The following is a 25,078-nucleotide window of genomic DNA, read 5'->3' as shown; positions in this document are numbered from 1 at the left end:
GCAGGTATCCTAGCCGAAGATCATTTTGGGGAAGGCAACAAGGCCCAAACCCAAAGCGAATTTGAAAACGATAAAGAGCCCGCATGAGAGGCCGAGTCCGGCGAGGGCTGCGTATTTTGGACGGGGCGAAATCTGGTAGGACAGGATCGCCGCGGTGATGGCCGTGGGGATCAGGAACCCCAAAGGTTTGAGCGCGTAAGCGTAAAGGACCAAAACGAAGGCCGCCGCTGCGATGGCACCAAAGGTAGATAGCGTGGGCCATTCAGGCTCGGCGTCAGGTTTGAAAACCATGAAGAGGGCGCATAGGGCACCCAGAATTCCAACCCCAAAGGGGAAGGCTTTCGGGCCAACAGGGTCAGGCAAAAAGCTGGTCTGGATTTGAGTGGCACCCGCGATATACGCGAGCGCCACAAGCGCCATGACCAGACCAAAAATCCGGTCACTGGCCATTATTGAATAACCCCGATGTCGATGGAGAGTTTACGAATTTCGGCAACGACCTGATCAACATAGTCTTGGAAATCCACTCCGACTTTGGTGAAGGGGGCAAGACCATTGGCGGCCATAGCTTCTTTCCACTCGTCAGAATCTGCAACTTGCTGAAGGCGGTCGGCCCACACGTTGAATTCCTCGTCAGAGATGCCTTTTGGAACGTAAAGTCCGCGCCAGTTTACGGCAACAACATCAAAACCTTGCTCTTTTGCGGTTGGGATGTCGTCAAAGCCCGGAATGCGCTCTTCGGTGAGAACCGCAAGAACCCGAACTTCGCCAGCATTCAAAAAGCCAATGATTTCAGACATGTCGCCTGTCATTGCCTGTGTGAAGCCGCCGATAGTTTGCGTGATCGCATCGGCACCACCATCAACACCAATGTATTTTACCTTGGTGATGTCTGTGAAACCTGCGCGCTGCAAAAGCATCAGAGGTTTAAGGTGGTCAAAGCCACCAACCGCAGAACCGCCAGCAAAAGCAACCGAACCTGGGTCCGCTTTGATCGCGTCAACCATTTCAGTTAGCGTGTTGAACGGGCTGTCGTTGGCAACGACGATAACGCCCGGATCCGCACCGATTGCCCCGACAAAGCGTACTTGGTCAGCGGTCATACCGGCGTAAGCATCTTGGGCTAGACGCGTGGTTGTCGCGCTTGAGGCTGCAACCATAAGGTCTGCGTCATCGCCGCGTTCCGCCACGACGTAGTTATATGCAAGGCCGCCACCGCCGCCTGCCATATTGGTTACTTGGACAGGTTTATCCACCGCGCCAATGTCGTACATAATTTTGCCGATTTGACGGCAAGTGAAATCCCAGCCACCGCCGGGGTTGGCGGGTGCAATGCATTCAGCCGCAGACGCAGCCGAAGCCGCACTCATTCCAATTACGGCACTCGTCATGAGCGCCTTAACAAAACGTGTAGTCATAGTATCCTCCCATTTGACATCCGAGCCGAAGCGCGGACATGTTTAAGATGCGCTGTGAAACCTGACATGAACCTGTCATGAGAAAAAACGGTCGCGTTGTGGGGGAGTGCACGTGAGATTTCTGTTGGTTGAGGATAATTTCGAACTGGCGAAGGCTGTGGTCGAATGCCTTGGGTTGGATGGGCACGCGATTGACCACGCCGAGGATATCGCCGCCGCGCAAGCCTGTATTGATGCCGCCTCTTATGACTTGATTTTACTTGATATTATGCTCCCAGACGGAGATGGGCGCGATTTTTTGGCCCGCCATAGGCGCGCTAAAAACCGCACGCCGGTGATCGTTTTGACGGCGCGCTCGCAGGTGTCGGATCGGGTGGGCCTACTTGATTTGGGAGCCGACGATTACTTAACGAAACCTTTCGATTTCTCCGAACTTGAGGCGCGTGTGCGGGCAGTATTGCGTCGTCAGGGGGGAGTTGCCAACAATTCCAGAAGCTTCAAGGGGGTGATTCTTGATTCGACCCTCGGGGCGATCATGATCAATGGCGAGAGCCATACGCTGCGAAATCGTGAATTGCGCCTTCTGGAGGTGTTCTTTTCGGCGCCAGAGCAGATTTTCAGCAAATCCCACCTCATGGACCGCTTGTTTTCCTTCTCGGACGACGTTTCGGAAAACGCCATCGAGGTCTATATCGGCCGATTGCGCAAAAAACTCGAAGGTTCAGACGCCAAGATCGAAACCGTGCGTGGCTTGGGCTATCGTTTGGTGGCGGAGACGTGACGCAAGGGTTCATCAGGTCGTCCATCCGACGACGGCTTTTGCTGCAACTGTTTATCATTGCGGCCATTCTCTCGCTTGCGTTCGTGTTGATTGTGCGCGCCGTTGCGGAGCGCGCAGCGGCAGATACACAGGACAACATCCTTTTGGCATCAGCCACCTCCATCGCCGATGCGCTTTATTCCGAGCGCGGGCAGGTTGCCGTTGAAATTCCCTATTCGGCACTTTCGATGCTGGGGGCAATCTCGGAAGATCGCGTTTTTTATCGTGTCTTTGTTGGCGACGAGCACCTTACTGGCTATGAGGATCTTTTGCCGCCCTCCCAAATAAACGATCCGTTTTCGACGTTTGATTTCCGTGGAGCAGAGGTGCGGTCCGTCGCTGTGACACGGGTTGTGAGTGCTGGGGGGCGCAAGCGAAATACCACAGTTGTCGTAGCCCAAACACGGCTGGGATTGGCGGCGATCTCGTCGCGGATTTCGGTCGTTGCGGCCTCGGTCGGGGTCGGTTTTTTCCTTTTGGCAACGGTCCTTAGCCTTTTTGCCGCACAATCGACTCTGGCCCCCTTAAACCGCATGACTCAGTCGGTTGCGCGTCGGGGTCCCAACGATTTGCGACCCGTCGAAACTCCCGCTCCGAGCGAACTTGCGCCGCTGGTTGATGCGCTCAATGGGCTTATGGCGCGGCTCAAGGCGTCGTTACTCCAATCGGAGGACTTTATCGCGGAAGCGGCCCACCGTGTACGCACGCCGCTTGCCACTGTGCGTGCGCAAGCACAGGTCGCGTTGCGCCGTTCTGTACAGCCGGAAAACAAGGCGGCCTTGCGCGCGATGATCCGCGCCGTCGACGAAAGCAGCCGTTCCGCAGGACAGTTGCTCGACCACGCGATGGTAAGTTTTCGCACCGATCAGCTTGAGGTGGTGCCCTTGGATTTGGTTGCCATAACGCGCGAAACCGTTTCGCATCTTCTTCCGACTGCCGAGTTGAAGGATTTGCACATCGTAGAAGAATATGTCGCCACCCGTTCGCAGATCAAAGGTGATGAAATCCTGCTTCAGAACGCCCTACGCAATCTCTTGGACAACGCGATCAAATACACCCCTGCCGAGAGTAAAATTACGGTGCGTGTGACCGATACGGACGCTCTGACCGTTTCCATTACCGACGAAGGGCGCGGGTTTGGCGATGCGGATTTGAGCACGCTCACGCACCGTTTTTCACGCGGCAAAAACGTCGATGATATTGTTGGGTCAGGATTGGGATTAACCATCGCGGATGAGGTCGTTGCTGCCCATGGCGGACGCCTTGAATTGAGCTGTAACACGAAAGGGCCGGGTGCATGCGTTTCGTTAATTTTTCCAGCGTCTTAGTTTATTGTATGTCGCTTCAGGCCGCCCTCGGTTTTGAGGTCGAAGAGCATTATGTTCATCAAGGAGCAGGCGCGAACACCTTGCGGATTATTTCCACAGCGGACGCCGAGGTTTTTAACCCAATCATCGAAGCGTTTCAGGCGCAGTATCCGAGCATGACGATTGACTACACCATCGCGAGCAGCACCCAGCTTATGCAGGCGCTTTTTGAAGAGGGGGCAGAGTTTGACCTCGCGATCTCCAGTGCGATGGACTTGCAGACGAAATTGGCCAACGACGGCTTCGTGCAAACCTACCGTTCAGAAGCGACAGATATCCTGCCGAAATGGGCCAAATGGCGTAATCAGGTTTTCGCCTTCACCCAAGAACCCGCCGTGCTGGTGGTCTCGGAAGACGAGTTTTTGGACCGACCCATCCCGACAACCCGCGAAGACCTGATCACGATGCTGCGCGACAACCAAGAGGCGTTTTCAGGGCGGATCGGGACTTATGACGTACGCAAATCTGGGGCAGGGTACCTTTTTGCCACCCAAGACTCGCGCAACACCGATTCCTATTGGCGTTTGACCGAAGTTATGGGGCGGCTTAATGCGCGGCTGTATCGCGGGTCACATGAAATGATTGCGGACGTCGCTGCGGGACGGTTGGCCTTGGCGTATAATGTCGTCGGCAGCTATGCCCAGTCTCAGCTCGCAGACACGCCCGGGATACGGATTATAGAGTTTGATGACTACCTCTCGGTAATGCTGCGCACGGCTCTGATCCCGAATACAGCGAAGAATCCTGAGGGTGCGGGCGATATGATCGATTTCCTCGCAAGCCTCAATATGCGCGCAGACCTGACCCTTAAGACGAATCTCCCGCCGATCAACGCCCAATCCCTTGAGGACAACAGCGCCGCACGCGTTATTCGGCTGGGACCGGGGTTGCTTGTTTTTCTGGATCACATGACGAAGGAAACCTTCCTGCGCAGCTGGGAGAACTCAATTGAACAGAAATAATGATGTTTCGCGGCTATTTTGTGCTCAATGTGTCGAAGGCTGTTGACTCTGCCCCACAGACAGCTAAGAACCGGCTTCAAGGAATTAAAGGGCGCATGTCGCGCCTGCGTTGAGGAGCACTATTATGGCGAAGCCTACCACAATCAAAATCCGCCTGAACTCGTCCGCGGGCACAGGCCACTTCTATGTGACTAAGAAAAATGCTCGTACGATGACTGAAAAAATGACGGTCAACAAATACGACCCAGTTATACGTAAACACGTTGAGTACAAAGAAGGCAAAATCAAGTAAGATTTGCTTTACTGAACGATCAGAATTGAGAAAACCACGCTTTCGAGCGTGGTTTTTTTTTGGCCAAACGATGGAGCTATTTCGTGTGCGTCCCTGCCTAGTTACAGGGCACAAAAAAGGGCCAGTCGTGATGACCGGCCCTTTGGTATGTCGTTGGTGTCGCGCGTCTTAGTTGCGGTTGCCAAAGAGTTGCAGCATGAACATGAACATGTTGATGAAGTCGAGGTAGAGGTTTAGCGCGCCCATAATGGCGGATTTCGCCATCCACTCGCTGTCGCCATGTTGTGCGTGCGCGATATAGTCGTTCTTAATTTTCTGCGTATCGTAAGCGGTAAGACCAGCGAAGATCAGCACACCAATCGCGGAAATCGCGAACATAAGCGCGCCAGATTGCAAGAAAAGGTTAACCACCATCGCAACCAAGAGGCCGATCACACCCATCATAAGGAAGGTCCCCATCGCGGAAAGGTCTTTCTTGGTGGTGTAGCCATAGAGGCTCAGACCTGCAAAAGCGATCGAAGTCACCAAGAACACCTGAACGATGGACGCCCCAGTGTACATAAGGAAGATCGAGCTTAGTGACAGGCCCATTGCCGTGGCAAACGCATAGAAGAACAACTGCGCGCCAGCGGCGGACAGTTTGTTAATCATCGCGCTAAAGCCGAATACCATACCCAAAGGAAGGAACATGATCACCCATTTAAGCGGTGAGCCATAGAGGGTATTGCCAAGGGCCGTGAGATATTTGGTATCGGAAATCTGCGAGACGGCTAGGGACGGATCCGATGTCATCGCCATGTTGCCAATAGCCCAGGCGGCCAAAGCCGTGATCAACAGGCCTACGGACATTGTGCCGTAAACTTTGTTCATGTGGGCGCGAAGCCCTGCGTCGATCGTTGCACTGCGCGTACCTGTGCCTGTGCGGGCCGTATCAAATTGTGCCATTATAGCCTCCGGTAAGAATATACTGGGCTAATGAGTTAGCCCGCCTTCACCGCTAAATATCGGCAATGACGGGCAGAATTTCAAGTTTAACCGGAGAGAATTTCATGTTTTTTCTGCAATATCGTTAAATGTTGCTAAATCAGCGGGTTTTAACGACGCCAAGCCGCAGGAACATCCCAGATTGGACGGTTTGCTTCTTGGGTGGCGTCGCTGCGGGATAGGCCCAAATCGGTGAGGGCGGCATCATCCAAGCGCGCAAGAGCGCGGCGCTGGCGATATGTGCTCGCTATCATCGACAAAAGGCGCAAAGTTTTTGTTGGGGATTTCAGGGTGGTTGGGCCGAAACTTGTAATTGTGTGTGTCATGAGAGGCATCCTTTCGAATCGATGATGATTGATGTTTGATTGATCATTTATATTGATATGTATGCTGGAATCTGTATCATCTGTAAAATGAATGTTTCTTAACTGATGTATCAAGGATTGTGATATGCCCCGAAATCTAGACCTTACGTCGTTACGTTCCTTTGTCGCCGTTGCAGAGGCGGGCGGCGTGACGCGGGCCGCGGGTTTTCTCAACCTGACACAATCGGCGGTTTCGATGCAGCTCAAACGTTTGGAAGAATCCCTCGACATGTCGCTGTTGGATCGCTCCTCAAGGACAATTGCAATTACCGCTTCAGGCGAGCAATTGCTGTCCTATGCGCGCCGGATGCTCAAATTAAATGACGAAGTTTTCGCGCTGATGACTCACCAAGCCTATGAGGGCGAAATCGTGTTGGGGGTGCCGCATGACATTGTGTACCCCGCGATTCCAGAGGTTTTGAAGCGCTTTAACGCTGAATACCCGCGCATGCGCGTTCAGCTTTTGTCGTCGGTCACGGTGAGTTTGAAAGAGAAGTTTAGACGTGGCGAGGTGGATATTATTCTGACCACAGAAGAGGGGTGCGATACAGGCGGTGAAACCCTGATGAATCGCGATCTGGTTTGGGTGGGGGCCAAGGGGGGCACTGTGTGGCGCGATCGGCCTTTGAAGTTGGCGTTTGAGCCCCATTGTATGTTCCGTATGGCGGCGCAAAAGGCCTTGGACGCCGCGAATATCCCTTGGGAAATGGCGGTCGAGTCGGATTCAACCCGCACGATTGAGGCTTCGGTTTCGGCGGATCTAGCGGTGCATTCGGTGCTTGATGGCATGGAGGCGCCGCACTTGGAGCAGATACGTCACGGCGGGGCACTGCCCGATTTGGGGTCCAAAAAAGTGAACATGTTCATCTCGGAACTGGCCACCTCGCAAGTCGCGTTGGATTTGGCGGAATTCTTGCGCCAAGCCTATAATCGCGTGTCCGCAGGTTCGGATCACGGGAGCACGACAACCTTACCAGTCGATTTTCGGTCGCGCAGCAGCGCCAGCGCCTGATCCGCTTGAGTAAGCGGCAGTTTGTGGCTGATATGAGGGTGAAGTTTACCGTCCGAATACCAGGCCAAAAGCTGCTCAAGGCTGTCGGTTAGAACTTTTGGGGCGAACTTCAAATACCCCGACCAGTAAAAACCTATCACCGTAATGTTTTTAACCAGCAGAATATTCGCGGGAATCGGCGGGACGGTGCCGCTGGCAAACCCAATCACCAGAATTCGACCGTCTGGATTGGTAGCCCGCAATGCTGTGTTGAACAACTCGCCTCCGACGGGGTCGTACACAACATCCGCGCCACCGAGATCCTTGATTTGCTGTCTCAAGTCAGGCGATTCGCTGTCGAGCACGTGATCGGCCCCTGCCTGACGAACGGCGTCGTGTTTTTCGACACCCCGCACCACTGCGATCACTTTGGCCCCCATGAGTTTGCCCAATTCGACAGCAGTCAGGCCGACACCCCCGGCTGCACCGAGAACCAGTAAAGTTTCGCCCGCAACCAAACGCGCCTTGTGGCTGAGCGCCAAATGTGAGGTGCCATAGGCAACTTGGAACGCGGCCGCGACGTCAAATGGGATTGAGTCGGGAAGGCGAATACACCGCTCGGCTTCGACAACTGCTTGCTCTGCAAGCCCGCCATGTCCGGGGAAGCCTGCGACGCGATCGCCAACTTTGAGGGACTTAACTTGCGCCCCTGCGGCTGTTATCACACCGGAAATTTCCATGCCCGGACAGAAGGGCCGGTCATGTTTTTCTTGATATGTCCCCTCAATCATCAACAAATCCGCGAAGTTGACTCCGCATGCCGCGACGTCAACTAGGACGTCAAATGAGCGCAATTTGGGAGGATCAATCGACCGAATTGATGCCGATCCAAGCTCATCGACGACATATCCAAGCATTATCTATCTCCAGTGGGTTTTGAGAGAGTGTTAACAAATTAGCTCCCCTCTCCCAAGAGTAAAAAAACGTAGGGTATGTTAAATTGTTGAAATATATCTAATAATTTGATGGGAGTCGGGTGTATTCGCTGGGCGGTAAATATGCACCTTTAAGGCGAGGTGCGTTTTTTTGTTAACCTTCCGGTCGAATCCCACTAGAAGTTTTGGCAATAATCGGCTAAAAGTTTTCTCGGCATATTGTTGCTGAGTTTTTGGTACACCCGTGCGTGAGGGTGCAAAATGTTTTTGCGTAAAACGAAAACTGAATTAAAAAGTACTCATGAGTTTGAGGAGCGAAATATGAAACATCCCGTTGATATCCATGTTGGGAAACGTATCCGCCACCGTCGATGGATGGTTGGCATGACGCAGCAACAGCTGGCCGAGCGCGTTGGAATAAAATTCCAGCAGATACAAAAATACGAAACGGGTATGAATCGTGTGTCAGCTTCTCGACTTTGGGATATTTCCGACGCGATGGGAATTGAAGTTAGTTTCTTCTTTGAAGGATTGGGGCGTTCCGAGGCTGTTGAGTCCACAGATGCCGCACGTGGCGACTTCATGGCAGACAAAGAAGCTCTGGAGTTGGTGCGGTCCTACTATGCAATTCCGGAAAATCAGCGCCGCCGCTTGTTTGAGTTGGCCCGCGTCTTAAGTGACGTCGCTTAAACGTCTCAAAATTTACCGTTGCAGCGCGCCTTTTGGCGCGCTTTTTCGTTGAGGCTCCGATTTTGCTTGATCCACAACTGCTCTCCACGTTACGCGGCAAGGGCGTTGAAAAAATGAGGCTCCCATGACTCTGCCAGAAACCGAAATTCAGTCAATCAAGGACTGTGCCATGGCGATGGCCGATGCTGCACGCTCGGTTACTCTGGCGTATTTCCGCACCGATCAACTGGCGACCGAGAATAAGCTGAACGAGGGTTTTGATCCCGTGACACGCGCTGATCGAGAGGCCGAGCAGGCAATGCGGGGCATTTTGGCCGAGCGGCGTCCCGACGACGCAATCCTTGGCGAAGAGTTCGGCGCGCAGGCCGGAACCAGTGGCCTGACGTGGGTGCTTGATCCCATTGATGGTACGCGCGGATTTATGTCGGGTACGCCGACTTGGGGTGTTCTCATTGCCGTTTCCGACGCGAATGGCCCTTTTTATGGCGTTATTGATCAGCCGTTTATAGGCGAACGTTTTACTGGCGGATTTGGGAACGCGCATTATTCTGGACCGCACCGCACAGGTGCCCTTGGCGTGCGCAAAACGCAAGATCTTGCGGATGCCGTTGTGTTTACGACCTTTCCTGAAATTGGAACGGCGCAGGAAGGCGCAGCGTTTCACCTTGTTGCAGCTGAGGCCAAATTGGTGCGCTATGGAATGGATTGTTATGCCTATGCTCTTCTTGCGGCTGGGCAAATCGACCTCGTGATCGAGGCGGGTTTGCAATCTTACGACATTCAGGCCCCGATTGCCGTCATCCAAGCAGCGGGTGGTGTTGTCACAAATTGGCAGGGAAAGCCGGCGCATGAAGGCGGGCAGGTTCTCGCCGCAGCAACACCAGAACTCCACGCCACAGTGCTCAAACTTCTTGCGTCCACCTAACGACCCACCCGTGACTTGAATTGCTCAAAATCCTCGGTATACTTGTAGGGGTATCGGGTCCTTTGTCCATTTCTGCCGATACATTCACACAGCTTCGCATCTGCGAGGGGCCGAATTGGACGTATTCTGTGTGGAGGTTTTAAATGTATTTATTGATTGAAAACGCGTGTTTGGCCATGACGATGGACGATCATGGGCGCGAGATTTCTGATGCCGACATCCTTGTCAAAGGCGGGGTTATTCAGGCCGTGGGACAAAATCTGCGGGCGGGATTAGCACCGGAAGTCGCGCAAAATCTGTCGACTCATTCTGCAGAAGGCTGCCTTGTGACGCCCGGATTGGTGAACACGCACCACCACCTGTATCAAACCATGACCCGCGCGGTGCCCGAAGCCCAAGACGGGTTGCTCTTTGGTTGGCTCAAAACGCTCTATCCAATTTGGGCGCGGTTCGGCCCTGCAGAAATGCACTCCGGTGCTGTGATTGGCCTCGCGGAATTGGCGCTTTCTGGCTGTTCGCTAAGCTCGGATCACATGTATATTTACCCCAATGGCGCGCGTCTTGAGGATAGCATCGAGGCCGCGCAACGGGTGGGGCTTCGGTTTCAACCCACGCGCGGCGCGATGAGCATTGGAGAAAGCAACGGGGGCTTGCCGCCCGACAGCTTGGTTGAGCGTGAGGCAGATATTCTTGAGGATATGATCCGCGTGATCGACGCCCATCATGACATCCGCGAAGGGGCGATGTTGCGGGTCGGCGTTGCGCCCTGTTCGCCGTTTTCCGTGAGTCGGGAACTGATGCGCGACTCGGCAGTTTTGGCGCGCGACAAAGGCGTCATGATGCACACACATCTGGCGGAAAATCAGGAAGATATCGCTTATAGTCGCGAGAAATTCGGCTGTACCCCCGGCGAGTTTGCGCGAGATTTGGGATGGGTAGGCGAGGATGTTTGGCATGCCCATTGTGTGAAACTTGTGGCCGATGATTTGACATTGTTTGCAGCAACCAAAACTGGAATTGCGCATTGCCCTTGTTCAAATTGCCGCCTTGGATCGGGGATAGCACCCGTGCGCGAAATGCTGGACGCTGGGGTGCCTGTGGGGCTTGGGGTCGACGGGTCGGCGAGCAATGATATGGGGAACTTGATCGGCGAGGCGCGTCAGATGATGTTGCTACAACGGGTGAAAAACGGAGCGGATTCCATGTCGGTGCGCGAAGCTCTTTGTGTGGCCACGCGTGGCGGCGCAGAAGTTCTGGGGCGCAATGACTGTGGCCAGATTGCCGTGGGGAAACGTGCGGACCTTGCGATTTGGGATTTGGGTGGAATTGAAGCCGCAGGGAGTTGGGATCCCGCCGCCATTCTTTTGGCAGGGCCACAAAAAGTTCGGGATTTATATGTAGAAGGGCGTCATGTGGTGAAGGAGTATCAGCTCACGACGGTTGATTTACCCAAGGCGATTGAAACACAAAACCAACTCGCGCGGGCCTTGATGGCGTAGCGCCGCGCGTTATGTTAGTCTGACCTTGCCTCAAGGGAGTAGTTGCGATGAAGGTCCTTTTTTATTGCGTCGTTTTAGCGCTCTCGGCTTGTTCGCCCTCCATAACCCAAGCTCCGGTGCCGCCCACTGCAACGGGTACTAAAAGTCCGGCGATCGTGAATGCTGATAGCTTGCTTTATGAGGCACGCAAGGCCAAGGGGTTGCCCAACGTCACGAAAAATCCGCGCCTGAAAAAGGCAGCCCAAGCCCAGACGTTGGACATGATTGCAATGGCCACGCTCACCCACAAAGGGAGTAATGGTAGCAACAGTCGTGACCGAATGCGTGCGCAGGGCTACAAGGGCTGCTTCTTTGCTGAAAACATCGCCAAAACGTCAAGAGGACTGGAAGGCGCGTTTGATCTGTGGATGACGTCCACGGACCACCGTAACAACATCCAAAACCGCAAAGCCACGGAGTATGGGATTTACGGAGCGAGCGGGTATTGGACGTTGGTTTTGGCAAGTCCCTGTTAACACAGAAGTTTACCGCTAACCCATGTGGCGTCGATTGCGCGATCATCGCCCATCATGATGGTGGCAAAGAGGGCCTCCCATATGTCTTCGGAGTGTTGTGTCCGTTGGGCGATAGCGGGGGTTGAAGTGAGGTTGATCGCGATGATATCTGCCTCCATTCCCACCGCGACATTGCCGATTTTATCGTCTAAATGCAGCGCGCGCGCGGCGCCTTGGGTCGCAAGCCAATAAAGTTGGACGGCGTGCAGGGGCGTTCCCCGAAGTTGTCCGACTTCATAAGCGGCGGCCATGGTGCGCAGCATGGAAAAATTTGAGCCGCCGCCCGTGTCCGTTGCAAGGCCGATGCGGTGTCCGTCAGCCATCAATCCCGCCATATCAAACAGGCCCGACCCAATAAACGTGTTGGATGTTGGGCAATGGATCAGGCTTGCATCAACCTCTTTGAGGCGGTCTTTCTCGCGGTCGGTTAGGTAGATTGCATGGCCGTAAAGGCCGCCTTTTCCTAATAATCCGCAACTCTCATATGTATCGAGGTAATCGCGCGCGTCAGGGAATAAGCTCTTTACCCATTCAATTTCGTCAACTTGTTCCGAGAGGTGGGTTTGCATCAAAACGTCTGGGTACTCAGCCCATAATGCACCCAAGGCTTGGAGTTGTTCCGGCGTTGAGGTCGGCGAAAATCGTGGCGTGATAGCATAGCCTGCGCGTCCCACACCGTGCCACTTCTCAAGTAAGGCTTTGCTGTCATCATAGGCCGATTGCACCGTGTCGCGCAGCCCGTCAGGCGCGTTGCGATCCATGCAGGTTTTTCCCGCCACAATGCGCATATCCCGCTCGGCGGCGGCCGTGAATATGGCATCGACGCTTTCGGGATGGATGGTGCAATAACTCGCGACCGTGGTGGTGCCATTGGCCAAAACGAGGTCGAGATAGCGGTTGGAAATTTCCTGTGCATACCCCGCATCAAAAAAACGTATTTCTTCGGGAAAGGTGTAGGTGTTCAGCCAATCAATAAGGCGTTTGCCCCAACTTGCGATGATGGCCGTTTGTGGGTAGTGGACGTGGGCGTCAACGAATCCCGCCGTCAATAGCCGCTCGCCATAATCGGTGACGCGGGCCGTAGGATGGGTTTTGAGCAAATCAGCGGCGTCGCCAACCGCAGCGATTTTTCCGTTTTCAATGACGATTGCGCCCTTAAAGATATGCCGCGAGGCTTCCTCAAAGGGGTGTTCAAAAGGGTTGCTTTTGAACGAAAGTACTTGTCCTAAGAGTAGGTCCACGATGTTGCTCCAATGCGTGTGTTGGCCCCAGAATAGGCGCGCTAAATTCTGAGGTAAATCACCTTTCCCTCTTCTGCTTTTGAATTGCCATGCCTATGGTGCCCATGACTTGTGAAGGAAGCGATATGAGTGACGATTTTATCAGACCAGAGATGTCGGACGACGATTCTTATGAACTCGACTCGTCGCTTATTGAGCGTGTTTTAGCGGTAGTTCGCTTGGATGATACTCTTGGATTAACGGCCCTTTTGAAGCCGTTGCATGCCGCCGACGTGGCCGACCTTTTGGAGCAGATCGGGGCGAGTTCACGGCGTAAATTGCTAGCTCTTTGGGGGGCGGGAATGGACGGCGACGTTCTTTCCGAACTCGACGAGGGTTTGCGCGAAGAAGTCATCCATGCACTCGAACCCGCAACCTTGGCCTATGCCATTCGCGACCTTGAGAGTGACGATGTTGTTGACCTCCTCGAAGACCTAGAAGCACCGCAACGTGACGCCATTTTGCAGGCTTTGGGTGACCGTGATCGTGTAGCCGTTCAACACTCCCTGAACTATCCAAGCGAAAGCGCGGGCCGCTTGATGCAGCGCGAAGTCGTGGCGGGCCCAGAGCATTGGACCGTCGGCGAAGCTATTGATTATATTCGCCAAGATCCTGAATTGCCCGAGCAGTTCTATCATATGATCCTTGTGGATCCGATGATGCGACCCGTGGGATATGTGACTTTGGGCAAATTGTTGGGCTCGGCCCGAAATGTGAAATTGAAGGCTTTGTGTGAGGAAAGTTTTCGCACAATTCCTGCCACTCAACCCGAAGCCGACGTCGCCTATGCTTTCAACCAGTATCACCTGATTTCCGCGCCTGTTGTCGATGACTCGGGGCGTTTGGTGGGGGTGATTACCATCGATGACGCAATGATAGTTCTGGATGAGGAGCACGAAGAAGACATCATGCGCCTTGCGGGGGCAGGGGACGGGAGCATTTCCGACCGTCTTTGGGAAACCGCCAAACAACGTTTTCCTTGGCTGGCCGTCAACCTCTGTACGGCTATCTTGGCGTCTCGTGTGATTGTTCAGTTTGAGTCCACAATTTCGCAGCTGGTCGTTTTGGCCGCCTTAATGCCCATCATTGCCTCAATGGGCGGCAACGCAGGGACGCAATCCCTGACCGTGACGGTACGTGCGCTGGCGACAAAAGACCTTACATCGCGCAATATGTGGCGGGTTATACGACGCGAAGCCCTCGTCGGGTTGGTTAACGGTTTGTTATTCGCGGCCGCGCTCGGGGCGTTTGGCTTCTTTTGGTATGGCAGTGCGGCACTGGGAGCGGTGCTTGCCGTGGCGATTGTGATTAACCTGTTTGTGGCGGGTTTTGTGGGTGTTGGGGCGCCCGTTATCCTTGATAAAATGGGTGTTGACCCTGCTCTTGCTTCGGGAACTTTCGTGATGACGGTGACGGATATGGTTGGCTTTTTTGCCTTCCTAGGTTTGGCAACTTTGGTCTTGGTATAGTGGATTTGGCTGCTCGAAAGTCCCAAGCTCGGAAGGACGCCTTCGCGCGCCGAAAACTAGCGTTTGATGCTGTGAACTCTACGCCAGCAACGCGTTTGACTGAGGTGCTTGCGCCATATCGCAAGAAAACACTCGCTGCATATGTGCCTATGCGTACAGAGATAAGCCCGCTTGCAGCGATGGAGGCGCATTCCGGGCAAGTCTGTGTTCCGGTGATCCAAAGCGCAGGAACCGCCCTGAAGTTCGCGCTTTGGACGGCGGATATGGCGATGGTTGAAGGGGCGTTTGGTGCGCGTATTCCGCAGAATATTACCTATGTTACCCCTGATGTTTTGATTGTCCCTTTGGTGGCTTTTGACGATGCGGGTAACCGGTTGGGATATGGCGGTGGCTTTTATGACCGCACATTGCAAGACTTGCGCAGATCGCGCCACGTGGTGGCCATTGGTTTGGCCTTTGAAGCACAGCGTGCCGATGAATTGCCACTTGAAGCCACCGATCAACCCCTTGATTTCATCGTTACTGAGGCCAAAACTCGGACCTTTTCCCGCTAAGGCTTGCTTGGGGTGAAATCCCCATTGCACGGGCTTTCTCAAGGGATTAACCAGACACTATGAGAATACTTTTCCTAGGCGACGTCGTTGGCCGCGCTGGCCGCAATGCAATTACTGAACGTCTGAAGGCTCTGCGCGAAGCGTGGCGTCTGGATTTCGTCGTCGTAAACGGGGAAAATGCAACCTCCGGCGCGGGGCTTTCGCCGGATCACGCGAAGGGTATTTTGGACGCAGGGGCCGATTGCATCACCCTTGGTGACCACTCCTTTGATCAGCGTGACATGCTGACCTACATCGAAAAAGAGCCCCGCATCATCCGGCCTTTGAATTTCTCAAAAGCCGCGCCAGGCAGTGGCGCGCGCCTCTTTGATGGCGGGCGTGGACGTAAAATTCTTGTGACCCAAGTGTTGGGGCAAGTTTTCATGAAACGCGCCTTTGATGATCCGTTTTCCGCAGTCGAAACCGTGTTGAAAAAATATCCTTTGGGCGGACAAGCTCAGGCGATTTTGGTCGATATGCATTGCGAAGCGACCTCAGAAAAAATGGGCATGGGCCACTGGTGCGATGGTCGCGCGAGTATGGTTGTCGGCACGCATACACATATCCCAACGGGGGACGCCCAAATCCTTGATGGCGGCACGGCCTTTCAGGCGGACGCGGGCATGTGCGGTGATTATAATTCCGTTATCGGGATGGACAAAGGCGAGCCGATGCGCCGCTTTGTAACGGGAATGGGCAAGGGGCGCTTCACCCCTGCAGCGGGCGAAGCCACGCTCTCTGGACTATTTGTCGAGACCGATGATCAGACGGGAAAAGCGAAAACGGTGTCCATGATCCGTGAGGGTGGGCGGCTTCAGCCTTCCTCGCCACCGTCCTAACACATGAAATCAGATCGTCTTTTCTTGGTCGCCGCATTGCTCGTTATGGGGGCAGGTTGGGGCGCAACGATTCCGATCTCAAAATACTATGTGACGCAAGGCTTGCAGCCGTTTGGCGTTTTGTTTTGGCAATTGCTGATCGGAGCTTTACTGCTGGGCAGTTATACGCTCGTCCAAGGTAAAAAGCTGCCCCTCACCCGCCGTCATCTGGCGCTTTATACCTTCGTTGGCTTGGCTGGAACGCTCATTCCAGGCTTTTTTTCCATGTTGTCGATGAAGTATCTTCCTGCCGGCATCATGGCGCTCATCATGTCATCTGTGCCGATGCTGGTTTTCCCAATTGCACTCCTAATGGGTCAAGACACCTTTAGCTGGAAGCGCTTTTTTGGCCTTGCACTTGGTCTTGTGGCGGTGGGGTTCATCGTGGCCCCAGAAGCCTCCCTGCCTGAGCGCGCGATGGTGGCCTTTATCCCCTTGGCGCTTATCGGGCCATTTTGCTACGCAATCGAGGCGAATGTTGTGGCCAAAGTTGGCACATTGGGCGTGGGCCCTATTCGGGTTCTTTTGGGGGCTTTCACCATTGGCACGATCTTAGCATTGCCGTTGGCCTTGCTCACAGGGCAGTGGATATCGCCCTTTGAGCCAATGGGCTGGCCGCATTTTGCCGTTGTTTTTAGCGCGGTTATCCATGCGGTCGTTTACGGGGGGTATGTTTGGCTTGTCGGCAGGGCAGGGTCCGTTTTCGCCGCGCAAGTGGCCTACCTCGTGACCGGATTTGGGTTGCTGTGGTCAATTCTCTTCCTCAACGAAACCTATTCCGTTTACATTTGGCTCGCCCTGTCTCTGATGTTTGTAGGGGTTTTCCTCGTACAACCGCGCGCCAAACCGGCGCTTGAACATGCCGCACCTTTGGTAAAAGATGGTGCGACTAGAATAAGGTCTGCAAACCTATGATGTTGTTTGAGTTTTCGCAATTTGGCCAAGCCATTGTGACTTTGGCCGTGGTTGCTATCATGTTTATTCTGTTCTTGCGGGAATACTACCCAACCGAGGTGGTGGCCATCGCGGGGGTCGCCGTTTTGTTGGCTCTTGGCGTTTTGCCATACGACAAAGCCTTGGAAGTGTTGTCAAATCCGGCCCCATGGACGATTGCGGCGATGTTCGTCGTGATGGGCGCTTTGGTACGCACGGGCGCGCTCGAATGGTTTACCCAAAGGGCCGAGCGCAACGTTCAAACGCACCCCGCAATGGCCATTGGCGCGATGATGGCATTTGTCGTCGTGGCATCGGCCTTCGTGTCGAACACGCCCGTTGTCGTGGTGATGATTCCAGTCTTTGTACAATTGGCCAAGAAACTAGGGGTTTCGGCGTCCAAGCTACTTATCCCTTTGTCCTATGGCGCGATTTTGGGCGGAACGTTAACTTTGATCGGGACGTCAACCAACCTTTTGGTGGACGGGGTTGCGCGCGCCAACGGGATGCAAGCGTTTTCGATTTTTGAAGTCACGCCACTGGGCATCGTTTTGGTGGCATGGGGCATGATTTACCTACGGTTTATTGCGCCAAGACTGCTTCCAGATCGTGATAGCATGGCATCTCTCCTGTCTGATAAGTCCAAGAAAAAGTTTTTCAGTGAGGCGGCGATCCCACCCGACAGCGACCTGATTGGCCGTGAAGTATCGGGCGTTCAACTCTTTAAGCGCGACGGTGTGCGGCTGATCGACGTTCTGCGCGGCGATATTTCGCTGCGGGGGAATATGGCCGAAGTCGTGCTTCAGACGGGTGACCGGGTCGTTTTGCGCACGGAAATGCAGGAGCTTTTGTCTTTGCAGCGCAACAAATCCCTCAAGCGGGTGGACCAGCTTTCCTCGGTCGAAACCAGCACGGTTGAGGTGCTGATTACACCGGATTGTAAGATGGTGGGCCGCTCGCTAGGCGCGATGCGTTTGCGGCGGCGGTATGGTGTTTATACGCTGGCCGTTCACCGCCGGAACCAAAATATCGGACGTCAGTTGGAAAACCTCGTGGTGCGTGTGGGGGATACGTTGCTCCTCGAAGGTGCGCCCTCGGATGTGGCCCGTTTGGTCTCGGATATGGCGCTCGCAGATGTGTCACATCCGTCGGAGCGTGCGTTTCGTCGTGGGCATGCACCTGTTGCCATGGCGGCACTTGTGGGGATTGTGGCCCTTGCGGCTTTTGGTGTTGCGCCAATTTTTCTGCTGTCAATTCTTGCGGTGGCTACGGTGCTTTTGACACGCTGTATCGACGCGGATGAAGCCTTCGGATTTGTCGATGGCCGCCTTCTTGCTTTGATCTTTTCGATGCTCGCGATTGGGGCCGCGCTTGAGGCCTCTGGGGCTGTGAAATTGATCGTTAATGGCGTGGCTCCGGGGCTCGCAAAACTACCCCCTTTCATGATCGTTTGGGCAATTTATCTTCTGACGTCAGTGCTCACCGAACTGGTGTCCAACAATGCTGTGGCCGTGGTGGTCACGCCCATTGCCATCGGTCTTGCCTCAGCGTTGGGTGTAGATCCGCGCCCCTTGGTCGTTGCTGTGATGGTCGCCGCCTCGGCGAGTTTTGCGACGCCAATCGGCTATCAAACCAACATGCTGGTTTACGGGCCAGGCGGGTATAAGTTCTCAGATTTTCTGCGGGTCGGGATTCCTCTCAACCTATCCATCGGTATTTTGGCCTCTGCAATCATTCCGCTTCTTTGGCCGTTGTAAGGGAATTCCCCGCGCGCACTTGAAATGCACCCGAGCGCTGTTCTATAAGCGCATCCAACAGAGATTGAACCTAAGAGGCACCAATGGCAGGCCATTCAAAATGGGCGAATATTCAGCACCGTAAAGGACGCCAAGACGCGATCCGATCAAAGCTGTTTTCAAAACTTTCCAAAGAGATCACCGTTGCCGCAAAAATGGGCGACCCAGATCCTGAAAAAAACCCACGTTTGCGGATGGCCGTAAAAGAGGCCAAATCCCAATCCGTTCCAAAGGATGTGATTGATCGCGCGATTAAGAAATCCACTGCTGGTGATGGCGATGAATACGAAGAAATTCGCTATGAAGGCTATGGCGTAAACGGGGTTGCGGTGATTGTCGAAGCGATGACCGATAATCGCAACCGAACAGCCTCCAATGTGCGCTCCACCTTTACCAAAAGCGGTGGCAACCTTGGCGAAACAGGCTCGGTCAGTTTCATGTTTGATCGCACAGGCGAGATTGTTTACGACGTCAGCGCCGGTGATGCAGACACGGTTTTGATGGCCGCGATTGAGGCTGGTGCCGATGATGTTGAAAGCTCCGAAGAGGAGCACGTCATTTACTGTGTGGACACGGATTTGAACGCAGTTTCAACCGCGCTTGAGGCGGAACTTGGCGAAAACGTGACAGCCAAACTTATCTGGAAGCCAACGATGACAACCGAGCTTGATCTTGAAGGTATGGAAAAGTTGATGAAGCTTGTCGATGCCCTCGAAGATGATGACGATGTTCAACGTGTGACAACGAATTTCGAAGCGAGCGACGAGGTTATGAGCCAGCTTTAAACCCATCAGTTCAATCTGTTTTTAAGGCCGCTGGGGAAACCCATGCGGCCTTTTTCTATGGTGGAAGGAGGGCTTTGGTCGCTGCCAATTTTACCGCTTTTGTAAGGGGGGCGAGCGCCGGAGCAACCCGCCGATTGACCTGCCAAAACAACTGAATATCCAGCGGAGTCGCGGGATCAAGGGCGACCAGACGTCCCTGCGTGAGGTGCCCCTAATCAACACTTCAGGGATCATGCCGCACCCCATGCCCAGCAAGGCGGCATCCACAAAACCCCGTGCCGAGGGGATTTTGTGGTTCTGAGTCGTGATATTGTGACCGAGTTGGCGGTGAACCCATTCCCTTTGCAGCTTATCTTTGTGACTATCCTAAAGCGCAGGAGCTGTGCGGATCGCTTCATCGGTTATGCCCTGTGGACACCATCGCTTGATAAACTCGGGGCTCGCGGAAGCAATGTAACGTAGGCTTTCCAAAGATGCTGAATCGCTGCCCTGAATGGCCGTTGAATGAGAGGTGATCGCCGCCTGCACCTCGCCCCGCCGAAGCCACTCGGCGGAATGCTCTTGGTCGTCGACGATCAACTCATACATGACGCCCTCGCTGGCGACCAATGCGGGCATAAGGCACGACGCGAGGCTGTTGGCATTGGTCGCGATCTTGATGTAGGGCGGCGTTGGGCTCGCGTTTGGGAGGCCTAGATCTTTGCACAAAGTCGCTTCAAGGAGGGCGATACCTTCGGAATGTCAGTGCCAGCGCGCGCCAACCTGTGTCCCCGTGCAGGGTGTTGCACGCAGAACAAATACCGCCCCAAGAAGTTCCTCCAGACCTTTGATCCGCTTTGAAATCGCCGACGGTGTCACCGAAAATTCATGCACCGCAGCTTCAAAACTTCCATGGCGCAAAACGGCAGCAAAGGCTGCGAGTGATTTGGAAACCAACATTATAATTCCTAACTCAAAATAATTTTCTTTAACTAGACACAACCGCTATCGATGGGTATCAAATAGAGAAAATTTGATTGGTTTCCGATGATTGCGTCCACGCCTCCCTTTGCTTTCTCAGTAATTCTCGCGGGTTTTGTCACCAGCTTGAGTCTCATTCTGGCAATCGGGGCACAGAACGCGTTCATTTTGCGCCAAGGTATCCGTCGCTCCCATGTTTTGCCGCTCGTCATTGCCTGTGCAGGGTCGGATGCGATATTGATCACCATCGGAGTCTTTGGCTTTGAGCAAATTGAGAAAATCTTACCCCAAGTACTACCAATCGCGAAATACGGCGGTGCCACCTTTTTGCTTGCCTATGGGGGGATGGCATTTCGCGCCGCGTGGCACGGGGGGCAGGCTTTGGATCCAAGCGCCACAGCGAAGCAATCCCTTTGGAGCGCATTGCTCACTTGTTTAATGATCACATGGCTCAACCCGCATGTTTACCTCGATACGGTCGTCTTGCTGGGAAGTCTTTCCGCGCAATATGAGGGCGGGCGCTATGGTTTTGCCCTTGGGGCCACGCTCGCATCCTTCAGTTTCTTTTTTGCCCTTGGCTACGGCGCTCAGTATCTTGCGCCGATCTTTGCGCAACCCAAAGCTTGGCGTATTCTGGACGTTCTTGTTGGACTCATGATGTGGTCGATCGCGCTAAGCTTGCTTATCGGCGTGTAAGGGTACAATTCGGCGCTTGTACCAACCAAATTATTGGGATCATGTCGACACATGATATCCGCTCCAAATAATACGCTGACCGCAATCCTATGGATGCTGGTGACGGGCCTCTGCTTTATCGCCGTAACGGCCATCGTAAAGGTCGTGGGGAGTGATGTCCCCGCAGCGGAAGCGGCGTTCCTTAGGTATTTGTTGGGGCTGGTTTTCCTCGTTCCGATGTTACCTGCAGTAAAGACCGCATGGAAGCAGGGGGCGTTGGATCGGTCCGCTTTGTGGCTTTTTTCACTGCGCGGCGTTGTGCATACTTTTGGCGTCATTGCGTGGTTCTATGCCATGACGCAGATCCCAATCGCCGAAGTCACGGCCATGAATTACATGACGCCGATTTATGTAACCCTTGGTGCCGCGATTTTCCTGGGCGAAAAGCTCGCGTTTCGTCGGGTCGCGGCGATTATTGTTGCCCTGATTGGGGGCTTGATCATCCTGCGCCCCGGTTTTCGCGAAGTTTCGCCCGGACATATCGCCATGGTTGGGACCGCGCTTGCCTTTGCCGCAAGCTACCTTGTGGTGGGGCGATTGGCGGGGCGCATTAGCCCGACTGTGATCGTGGCGATGCTCTCGATGACAGTTACAATTGGCCTGTTTCCCTTTGCGATGGCGGTTTGGGTAACACCGACTTTAGCGCAGTTGGCTTTGCTTTTCTTGGTCGCAGGTTTCGCGACTGCTGGGCATTTTACAATGACAATGGCCTTCCGTCTGGCCCCCATGGCCGTCACCCAACCTGTTACTTTCCTGCAGCTTTTGTGGTCTGCCCTCCTTGGGGTCGTCCTCTTTAGCGAGCCTGTGGATTTCTGGGTTGTAGTGGGCGGTATATTGATCATGGCGTCTGTCAGTTTCATCACTTGGCGCGAATTCGTCTTAAAACGAGTGGCAGTGAAGACACCGCCGCTCCCCTAAGTCAGCCGCGTGGATCAATGAGTTTTTCCAAAACATTTGCCTGTGTGATTTGCCCGACAATATCGCCTTTTCGAGTCACTGCGAGGGGTTCATCTTGCGTCGAGAGCTGTGTCATTACTTCGAAAAGCGGCGTGTTCTCCGGAACTTCACCCTGTGTGCTGCCCTCGGTCTCCTGAACCATGTCGCCCGCGACAAGGACGTGCAGCGGGTTCATGTGAGCGACGAAATCGGCGACATATTCGTTGGCCGGATTTGAGTAAATTTCCTTGGGTGTACCACATTGAACAATGCGTCCGCCCTCCATAATCGCAATGCGGTCGCCGAGTTTGAAGGCTTCATCAAGGTCGTGACTCACGAAAATAATGGTGCGATTTAGCGATTTTTGGAGGTCGATCAATTCATCCTGAAGGCGGGCACGAATAAGGGGATCAAGGGCCGAAAACGGTTCGTCCATTAAAAGAATCGGCGCTTCGGTGGTAAACGCGCGCGCCAATCCGACCCGTTGTTGCATCCCGCCTGAAAGGTCACCGACTTTGCGAGTGGCCCAGTCGGAAAGCCCAACCAACTCGATGTAATGCGCGATTTGTTTGGTGTAGGTTTCCTTGTCGACCCCTGCGAGTTCAAGCCCAAGCCCGACGTTTTCTCGGACACTGCGCCACGGCAAAAGGCCGAATTGTTGGAACACCATCGCCACGCGGTTGAGACGAATTTGGCGCAACGTGTCTTTGTCCGCATGGGTGACATCGACCATACGATCCCCGTCATTCACCGAGACAGACCCGCGGATGACAGGATTGAGGCCGTTGACCGCGCGCAGCAACGTCGATTTCCCAGAGCCAGAAAGCCCCATGAGTACAAGGATTTCACCCTCTTGAACCGAAAGGCTACAGTTATGCACGCCAAGGACCTGTCCCGTCTCTTTTTGAATGTCACTGCGTTCGCCATTCGCATCCATAAGGGGGAGAGCTATTTCGGGATTGTCGCCGAAAACAATAGATACATTGTCAAACGTAACGGCGGTTTTGCGCGGTTGATCACTCATTTGCGTTCGATCCTTAATGCACGGTCGAGCATAATTGCGACGACAACAATGATGGAGCCACTCTCAAACCCAAGCGCTGGGTTCACGGTGTTGAGGGCGCGTAGAACTGGCACGCCAAGGCCGTCCGCGCCTACGAGTGCTGCGATCACCACCATGGAAAGCGAGAGCATGATCGTTTGGTTTAGGCCTGCACGAATTTGTGGAATGGCGTAGGGGAATTCCACTTTCCAAAGCTTTTGTCGCGGTGTTGCACCGAAGGCCTCGGCGGCTTCGAGAAGGTCGGACGGCGTGGAACTGATCCCCAGATGCGTGAGGCGGATCGGCGCAGGGAGGACAAAAATGACGGTCGCAATCAGGCCGGGGACAAGGCCAATGCCAAAGAAAACAATCGCGGGAATGAGGTAGACAAATGTCGGGAGTGTTTGCATGAGGTCAAGGATGGGATGCAGGAATTTGTATAATTTCGGACGGTGCGCCGTGGCTATCCCGATGGGAATCCCCATGCCCATACAGGCTACACAGGCGGAGAGAACCAAGGTCAAGCTCTCGGTCGTTTCCTCCCAATAGCCTTGATTGATGATGAACAAAAATCCGAGGACAATCCCGAGACTGACCTGCCATTTGCGTTGCAGGATATAGGCACCAATTGCAAAGAGTGCAATAATTACAAAAGGGTGTGGCGTTTGAAGGCACCAGAGAATCGAGTCGATCATGGTTTCCATCACAATCGCCAGCGCGTCGAAAAAGACTTCGCCCTCGCGCTGTAACCAATCAAATATTTTCTCCGCGGTGTCGCCGAGGGGGATTTTCTTTTCGGTCAGCCAGCTCATGAAGCCCTCGCCTAGAATGTTGGGGAAGTCGGATGTTACTCAAGAAAAACGCCGCCTCCAATTTTGGAAGCGGCGCATTTGGTTTACATCCCAAGGGCGGTTTTAACCGCGGCAACAGCGTCGCCGCCATCCTTGGTGGTGACACCCTCAAGCCAAGGCATGAAGGCGTCGGGGTTGCCAGTGAGCCACGCCGTAGCGGCGTCAGTCGGGTCCATGCCATCATCGAGGATAGCCCCCATGATTTCATTTTCCATAGCGAGCGTGAATTCGAGGTTGCCAAGCAGAGCGCCAACATTTGCACACTCGGTAACGTAACCTGCGCGCGTGTTTGTATAGATGGTTGCTCCGCCAAGGTCGGGGCCAAAGAAATCATCCCCGCCCGTCAGATAGCCCATGTCGAAATTCGCGTTCATCGGATGGGGTTCCCAGCCGAGAAAAATGATGGGCTCGTCTTTTTTGCTGGTGCGCGCCACTTGGGCCAACATGCCTTGCTCTGAGCTCTCGGCCACTTCGAAATCGGCCAAGCCAAAGGCGTTGTCGTCGATCATGGATTGGATCAAACGGTTGCCATCATTGCCAGGCTCAATACCATAAATCTTACCGTCAAGCGCGTCTGCATGGGCGGCGATATCGGCAAAGTCTTTGATGCCCAAAGCGGAGGCCGCGGCGTTTACGGCCAGCGTGTATTTGGCACCAACGAGGTTTTCACGCACGGTATCAACGGTGCCGGCCTCGCGGTATTTAGCAATGTCGCCCTCCATTGTTGGCATCCAGTTGCCAAGGAAAACGTCGATATCACCCTGCGCCATCGCAGTATATGTCACGGGAACGGACAGCACTTTGATATCCGTTTCATAGCCCAACGCATCCAACACAACCGTCGTCGCAGCAGTTGTCGCAGTGATGTCCGTCCAGCCCACATCCGAAAATGTCACTTCGTCGCAATTTGCCACAGCGCTCGTAGACATCGCGACAAGCGCGATTACGGAAAGTGAAGTTTTAAAAGTTGCTCTTGAGTTCATGTTTGGTGCTCCCTATTTCGGCATTATTTTTTTGT

28 protein-coding genes are annotated in these 25,078 nt (G+C 54.0%); 17 read left to right on the top strand and 11 right to left on the bottom strand.

Going from position 1 to position 25,078, the window contains the following annotated elements; all coding sequences use genetic code 11:
- Positions 1 to 9: 9 nt before the first annotated feature.
- Both AB9F26_RS08355 and AB9F26_RS08350 read right to left on the bottom strand, forming a co-directional pair.
- Positions 10 to 450, bottom strand: a complete 441-nt coding sequence (locus AB9F26_RS08355; RefSeq protein ID WP_039000203.1) for a tripartite tricarboxylate transporter TctB family protein — start codon at positions 448 to 450, stop codon at positions 10 to 12.
- Entirely contained in the window at positions 450 to 1,418 is a 969-nt protein-coding gene (locus tag AB9F26_RS08350) for a Bug family tripartite tricarboxylate transporter substrate binding protein (protein ID WP_369767775.1), read from the bottom strand. The genes AB9F26_RS08355 and AB9F26_RS08350 overlap by 1 nt, the downstream gene beginning before the upstream one ends.
- 112 nt (positions 1,419 to 1,530) lie before the next feature.
- Between AB9F26_RS08350 and AB9F26_RS08345 the strand changes: the two genes are divergently transcribed.
- From AB9F26_RS08345 to rpmG, 4 genes are all read left to right on the top strand, one after another.
- The gene (locus AB9F26_RS08345) at positions 1,531 to 2,199 is read left to right on the top strand and encodes a response regulator transcription factor (protein ID WP_335586392.1); all 669 of its coding nucleotides are present in this window, start codon (positions 1,531 to 1,533) and stop codon (positions 2,197 to 2,199) included.
- Positions 2,196 to 3,566 (top strand): sensor histidine kinase, encoded by a 1,371-nt coding sequence (locus AB9F26_RS08340; RefSeq protein ID WP_335586393.1) that lies wholly within the window; start codon positions 2,196 to 2,198, stop codon positions 3,564 to 3,566. The genes AB9F26_RS08345 and AB9F26_RS08340 overlap by 4 nt, the downstream gene beginning before the upstream one ends.
- A complete protein-coding gene (locus AB9F26_RS08335) occupies positions 3,536 to 4,567 on the top strand; it encodes an extracellular solute-binding protein (protein ID WP_335586394.1) in 1,032 nt (343 codons plus the stop codon). Before AB9F26_RS08340 ends, AB9F26_RS08335 begins: the two co-directional genes overlap by 31 nt.
- A gap of 124 nt (positions 4,568 to 4,691) precedes the next feature.
- On the top strand, positions 4,692 to 4,859 hold the full coding sequence (gene rpmG / locus AB9F26_RS08330) for a 50S ribosomal protein L33 (RefSeq protein WP_039000195.1): 168 nt from the start codon (positions 4,692 to 4,694) through the stop codon (positions 4,857 to 4,859).
- A 168-nt stretch (positions 4,860 to 5,027) separates the two neighbouring features.
- Here rpmG and AB9F26_RS08325 read toward each other — a convergent pair whose 3' ends face one another.
- Both AB9F26_RS08325 and AB9F26_RS08320 read right to left on the bottom strand, forming a co-directional pair.
- Positions 5,028 to 5,804, bottom strand: coding sequence for a Bax inhibitor-1 family protein (locus AB9F26_RS08325; RefSeq protein WP_369767774.1), 777 nt, complete (start codon positions 5,802 to 5,804; stop codon positions 5,028 to 5,030).
- Positions 5,805 to 5,953: 149 nt separating this feature from the next.
- The gene (locus AB9F26_RS08320) at positions 5,954 to 6,169 is read right to left on the bottom strand and encodes a DUF1127 domain-containing protein (RefSeq protein WP_369767773.1); all 216 of its coding nucleotides are present in this window, start codon (positions 6,167 to 6,169) and stop codon (positions 5,954 to 5,956) included.
- 124 nt (positions 6,170 to 6,293) lie between these two features.
- Here AB9F26_RS08320 and AB9F26_RS08315 point away from each other — a divergent pair, with 124 nt between their 5' ends.
- Positions 6,294 to 7,220 carry a LysR family transcriptional regulator gene (locus tag AB9F26_RS08315; RefSeq protein ID WP_082802149.1) on the top strand — a complete coding sequence of 309 codons (927 nt, stop codon included), beginning with the start codon at positions 6,294 to 6,296 and terminating at the stop codon, positions 7,218 to 7,220.
- Here the strand turns inward: AB9F26_RS08315 and AB9F26_RS08310 are convergent.
- Positions 7,160 to 8,116 carry an NADPH:quinone oxidoreductase family protein gene (locus AB9F26_RS08310; protein ID WP_335586397.1) on the bottom strand — a complete coding sequence of 319 codons (957 nt, stop codon included), beginning with the start codon at positions 8,114 to 8,116 and terminating at the stop codon, positions 7,160 to 7,162. The genes AB9F26_RS08315 and AB9F26_RS08310 overlap by 61 nt on opposite strands.
- A gap of 339 nt (positions 8,117 to 8,455) precedes the next feature.
- On the opposite strand from AB9F26_RS08310, the gene AB9F26_RS08305 reads away from it, so the two are divergent.
- The 4 genes from AB9F26_RS08305 to AB9F26_RS08290 all read left to right on the top strand — a co-directional run bounded on the left by AB9F26_RS08305 (position 8,456) and on the right by AB9F26_RS08290 (position 11,763).
- Entirely contained in the window at positions 8,456 to 8,824 is a 369-nt protein-coding gene (locus tag AB9F26_RS08305) for a helix-turn-helix domain-containing protein (RefSeq protein WP_039000192.1), read from the top strand.
- A gap of 124 nt (positions 8,825 to 8,948) precedes the next feature.
- Complete coding sequence (gene hisN, locus AB9F26_RS08300; RefSeq protein ID WP_369754339.1) at positions 8,949 to 9,749, top strand: histidinol-phosphatase; 801 nt, start codon at positions 8,949 to 8,951, stop codon at positions 9,747 to 9,749.
- 143 nt (positions 9,750 to 9,892) lie between these two features.
- Complete coding sequence (locus AB9F26_RS08295) at positions 9,893 to 11,248, top strand: 8-oxoguanine deaminase (RefSeq protein WP_335586399.1); 1,356 nt, start codon at positions 9,893 to 9,895, stop codon at positions 11,246 to 11,248.
- A gap of 47 nt (positions 11,249 to 11,295) precedes the next feature.
- Positions 11,296 to 11,763 (top strand): CAP domain-containing protein, encoded by a 468-nt coding sequence (locus tag AB9F26_RS08290; RefSeq protein WP_335586400.1) that lies wholly within the window; start codon positions 11,296 to 11,298, stop codon positions 11,761 to 11,763.
- On the opposite strand, the gene guaD is transcribed toward AB9F26_RS08290, so the two are convergent.
- Complete coding sequence (gene guaD, locus AB9F26_RS08285; RefSeq protein WP_369767926.1) at positions 11,760 to 13,046, bottom strand: guanine deaminase; 1,287 nt, start codon at positions 13,044 to 13,046, stop codon at positions 11,760 to 11,762. The genes AB9F26_RS08290 and guaD overlap by 4 nt on opposite strands.
- A 122-nt stretch (positions 13,047 to 13,168) precedes the next feature.
- Here guaD and mgtE point away from each other — a divergent pair, with 122 nt between their 5' ends.
- From mgtE to AB9F26_RS08255, 6 genes are all read left to right on the top strand, one after another.
- On the top strand, positions 13,169 to 14,551 hold the full coding sequence (gene mgtE / locus AB9F26_RS08280; protein WP_335586401.1) for a magnesium transporter: 1,383 nt from the start codon (positions 13,169 to 13,171) through the stop codon (positions 14,549 to 14,551).
- Complete coding sequence (locus AB9F26_RS08275) at positions 14,551 to 15,105, top strand: 5-formyltetrahydrofolate cyclo-ligase (protein WP_369757628.1); 555 nt, start codon at positions 14,551 to 14,553, stop codon at positions 15,103 to 15,105. Before mgtE ends, AB9F26_RS08275 begins: the two co-directional genes overlap by 1 nt.
- A gap of 59 nt (positions 15,106 to 15,164) precedes the next feature.
- On the top strand, positions 15,165 to 15,983 hold the full coding sequence (locus AB9F26_RS08270; RefSeq protein ID WP_039000188.1) for a TIGR00282 family metallophosphoesterase: 819 nt from the start codon (positions 15,165 to 15,167) through the stop codon (positions 15,981 to 15,983).
- Between the two features lie 3 nt (positions 15,984 to 15,986).
- A complete protein-coding gene (locus AB9F26_RS08265; protein WP_335586402.1) occupies positions 15,987 to 16,937 on the top strand; it encodes a DMT family transporter in 951 nt (316 codons plus the stop codon).
- A complete protein-coding gene (locus AB9F26_RS08260) occupies positions 16,934 to 18,712 on the top strand; it encodes an SLC13 family permease (protein ID WP_369767772.1) in 1,779 nt (592 codons plus the stop codon). Before AB9F26_RS08265 ends, AB9F26_RS08260 begins: the two co-directional genes overlap by 4 nt.
- Before the next feature lie 83 nt (positions 18,713 to 18,795).
- Complete coding sequence (locus AB9F26_RS08255; protein ID WP_335586404.1) at positions 18,796 to 19,536, top strand: YebC/PmpR family DNA-binding transcriptional regulator; 741 nt, start codon at positions 18,796 to 18,798, stop codon at positions 19,534 to 19,536.
- A 366-nt stretch (positions 19,537 to 19,902) separates the two neighbouring features.
- On the opposite strand, the gene AB9F26_RS08250 is transcribed toward AB9F26_RS08255, so the two are convergent.
- Together AB9F26_RS08250 and AB9F26_RS08245 are read right to left on the bottom strand one after the other, a co-directional pair.
- Entirely contained in the window at positions 19,903 to 20,244 is a 342-nt protein-coding gene (locus AB9F26_RS08250; protein WP_369757627.1) for a hypothetical protein, read from the bottom strand.
- 33 nt (positions 20,245 to 20,277) lie between these two features.
- The gene (locus tag AB9F26_RS08245; protein WP_335586794.1) at positions 20,278 to 20,475 is read right to left on the bottom strand and encodes a LysR family transcriptional regulator; all 198 of its coding nucleotides are present in this window, start codon (positions 20,473 to 20,475) and stop codon (positions 20,278 to 20,280) included.
- A gap of 87 nt (positions 20,476 to 20,562) precedes the next feature.
- On the opposite strand from AB9F26_RS08245, the gene AB9F26_RS08240 reads away from it, so the two are divergent.
- Together AB9F26_RS08240 and AB9F26_RS08235 are read left to right on the top strand one after the other, a co-directional pair.
- Entirely contained in the window at positions 20,563 to 21,192 is a 630-nt protein-coding gene (locus tag AB9F26_RS08240) for a LysE/ArgO family amino acid transporter (RefSeq protein ID WP_335586795.1), read from the top strand.
- Between the two features lie 51 nt (positions 21,193 to 21,243).
- Positions 21,244 to 22,149 (top strand): DMT family transporter, encoded by a 906-nt coding sequence (locus tag AB9F26_RS08235; protein ID WP_039000182.1) that lies wholly within the window; start codon positions 21,244 to 21,246, stop codon positions 22,147 to 22,149.
- A 1-nt stretch (position 22,150) separates the two neighbouring features.
- Here the strand turns inward: AB9F26_RS08235 and choV are convergent, their stop codons facing one another.
- The 3 genes from choV to choX all read right to left on the bottom strand — a co-directional run bounded on the left by choV (position 22,151) and on the right by choX (position 24,989).
- Positions 22,151 to 23,191, bottom strand: coding sequence for a choline ABC transporter ATP-binding protein (choV, locus tag AB9F26_RS08230; RefSeq protein WP_335586796.1), 1,041 nt, complete (start codon positions 23,189 to 23,191; stop codon positions 22,151 to 22,153).
- On the bottom strand, positions 23,188 to 24,021 hold the full coding sequence (gene choW / locus AB9F26_RS08225) for a choline ABC transporter permease subunit (RefSeq protein ID WP_335586797.1): 834 nt from the start codon (positions 24,019 to 24,021) through the stop codon (positions 23,188 to 23,190). The genes choV and choW overlap by 4 nt, the downstream gene beginning before the upstream one ends.
- 83 nt (positions 24,022 to 24,104) lie before the next feature.
- A complete protein-coding gene (gene choX / locus AB9F26_RS08220; protein WP_369767925.1) occupies positions 24,105 to 24,989 on the bottom strand; it encodes a choline ABC transporter substrate-binding protein in 885 nt (294 codons plus the stop codon).
- Positions 24,990 to 25,078 lie beyond the last annotated feature (89 nt).

It is taken from the genome of Falsihalocynthiibacter sp. BN13B15 (genome assembly GCF_041205415.1).
GTDB lineage: Bacteria > Pseudomonadota > Alphaproteobacteria > Rhodobacterales > Rhodobacteraceae > Falsihalocynthiibacter > Falsihalocynthiibacter arcticus.
Note: the sequence above shows the minus strand (reverse complement) of the source record. Positions and strands in the feature narration are given on the sequence as shown.

Excerpts from the sequence above, each read along its gene's own strand:
- AB9F26_RS08355 (WP_039000203.1), bottom strand. The coding sequence starts at position 450 with ATGGCCAGTGACCGGATTTTTGGTCTGGTCATGGCGCTTGTGGCGCTC.
- AB9F26_RS08350 (WP_369767775.1), bottom strand. The coding sequence starts at position 1,418 with ATGACTACACGTTTTGTTAAGGCGCTCATGACGAGTGCCGTAATTGGA.
- AB9F26_RS08335 (WP_335586394.1), top strand. The coding sequence starts at position 3,536 with ATGCGTTTCGTTAATTTTTCCAGCGTCTTAGTTTATTGTATGTCGCTT.
- rpmG (WP_039000195.1), top strand. The coding sequence starts at position 4,692 with ATGGCGAAGCCTACCACAATCAAAATCCGCCTGAACTCGTCCGCGGGC.
- AB9F26_RS08325 (WP_369767774.1), bottom strand. The coding sequence starts at position 5,804 with ATGGCACAATTTGATACGGCCCGCACAGGCACAGGTACGCGCAGTGCA.
- AB9F26_RS08320 (WP_369767773.1), bottom strand. The coding sequence starts at position 6,169 with ATGACACACACAATTACAAGTTTCGGCCCAACCACCCTGAAATCCCCA.
- AB9F26_RS08315 (WP_082802149.1), top strand. The coding sequence starts at position 6,294 with ATGCCCCGAAATCTAGACCTTACGTCGTTACGTTCCTTTGTCGCCGTT.
- AB9F26_RS08310 (WP_335586397.1), bottom strand. The coding sequence starts at position 8,116 with ATGCTTGGATATGTCGTCGATGAGCTTGGATCGGCATCAATTCGGTCG.
- AB9F26_RS08305 (WP_039000192.1), top strand. The coding sequence starts at position 8,456 with ATGAAACATCCCGTTGATATCCATGTTGGGAAACGTATCCGCCACCGT.
- hisN (WP_369754339.1), top strand. The coding sequence starts at position 8,949 with ATGACTCTGCCAGAAACCGAAATTCAGTCAATCAAGGACTGTGCCATG.
- AB9F26_RS08295 (WP_335586399.1), top strand. The coding sequence starts at position 9,893 with ATGTATTTATTGATTGAAAACGCGTGTTTGGCCATGACGATGGACGAT.
- AB9F26_RS08290 (WP_335586400.1), top strand. The coding sequence starts at position 11,296 with ATGAAGGTCCTTTTTTATTGCGTCGTTTTAGCGCTCTCGGCTTGTTCG.
- mgtE (WP_335586401.1), top strand. The coding sequence starts at position 13,169 with ATGAGTGACGATTTTATCAGACCAGAGATGTCGGACGACGATTCTTAT.
- AB9F26_RS08270 (WP_039000188.1), top strand. The coding sequence starts at position 15,165 with ATGAGAATACTTTTCCTAGGCGACGTCGTTGGCCGCGCTGGCCGCAAT.
- AB9F26_RS08265 (WP_335586402.1), top strand. The coding sequence starts at position 15,987 with ATGAAATCAGATCGTCTTTTCTTGGTCGCCGCATTGCTCGTTATGGGG.
- AB9F26_RS08260 (WP_369767772.1), top strand. The coding sequence starts at position 16,934 with ATGATGTTGTTTGAGTTTTCGCAATTTGGCCAAGCCATTGTGACTTTG.
- AB9F26_RS08255 (WP_335586404.1), top strand. The coding sequence starts at position 18,796 with ATGGCAGGCCATTCAAAATGGGCGAATATTCAGCACCGTAAAGGACGC.
- AB9F26_RS08245 (WP_335586794.1), bottom strand. The coding sequence starts at position 20,475 with ATGTTGGTTTCCAAATCACTCGCAGCCTTTGCTGCCGTTTTGCGCCAT.
- AB9F26_RS08240 (WP_335586795.1), top strand. The coding sequence starts at position 20,563 with ATGATTGCGTCCACGCCTCCCTTTGCTTTCTCAGTAATTCTCGCGGGT.
- AB9F26_RS08235 (WP_039000182.1), top strand. The coding sequence starts at position 21,244 with ATGATATCCGCTCCAAATAATACGCTGACCGCAATCCTATGGATGCTG.
- choV (WP_335586796.1), bottom strand. The coding sequence starts at position 23,191 with ATGAGTGATCAACCGCGCAAAACCGCCGTTACGTTTGACAATGTATCT.
- choW (WP_335586797.1), bottom strand. The coding sequence starts at position 24,021 with ATGAGCTGGCTGACCGAAAAGAAAATCCCCCTCGGCGACACCGCGGAG.
- choX (WP_369767925.1), bottom strand. The coding sequence starts at position 24,989 with ATGTCTACGAGCGCTGTGGCAAATTGCGACGAAGTGACATTTTCGGAT.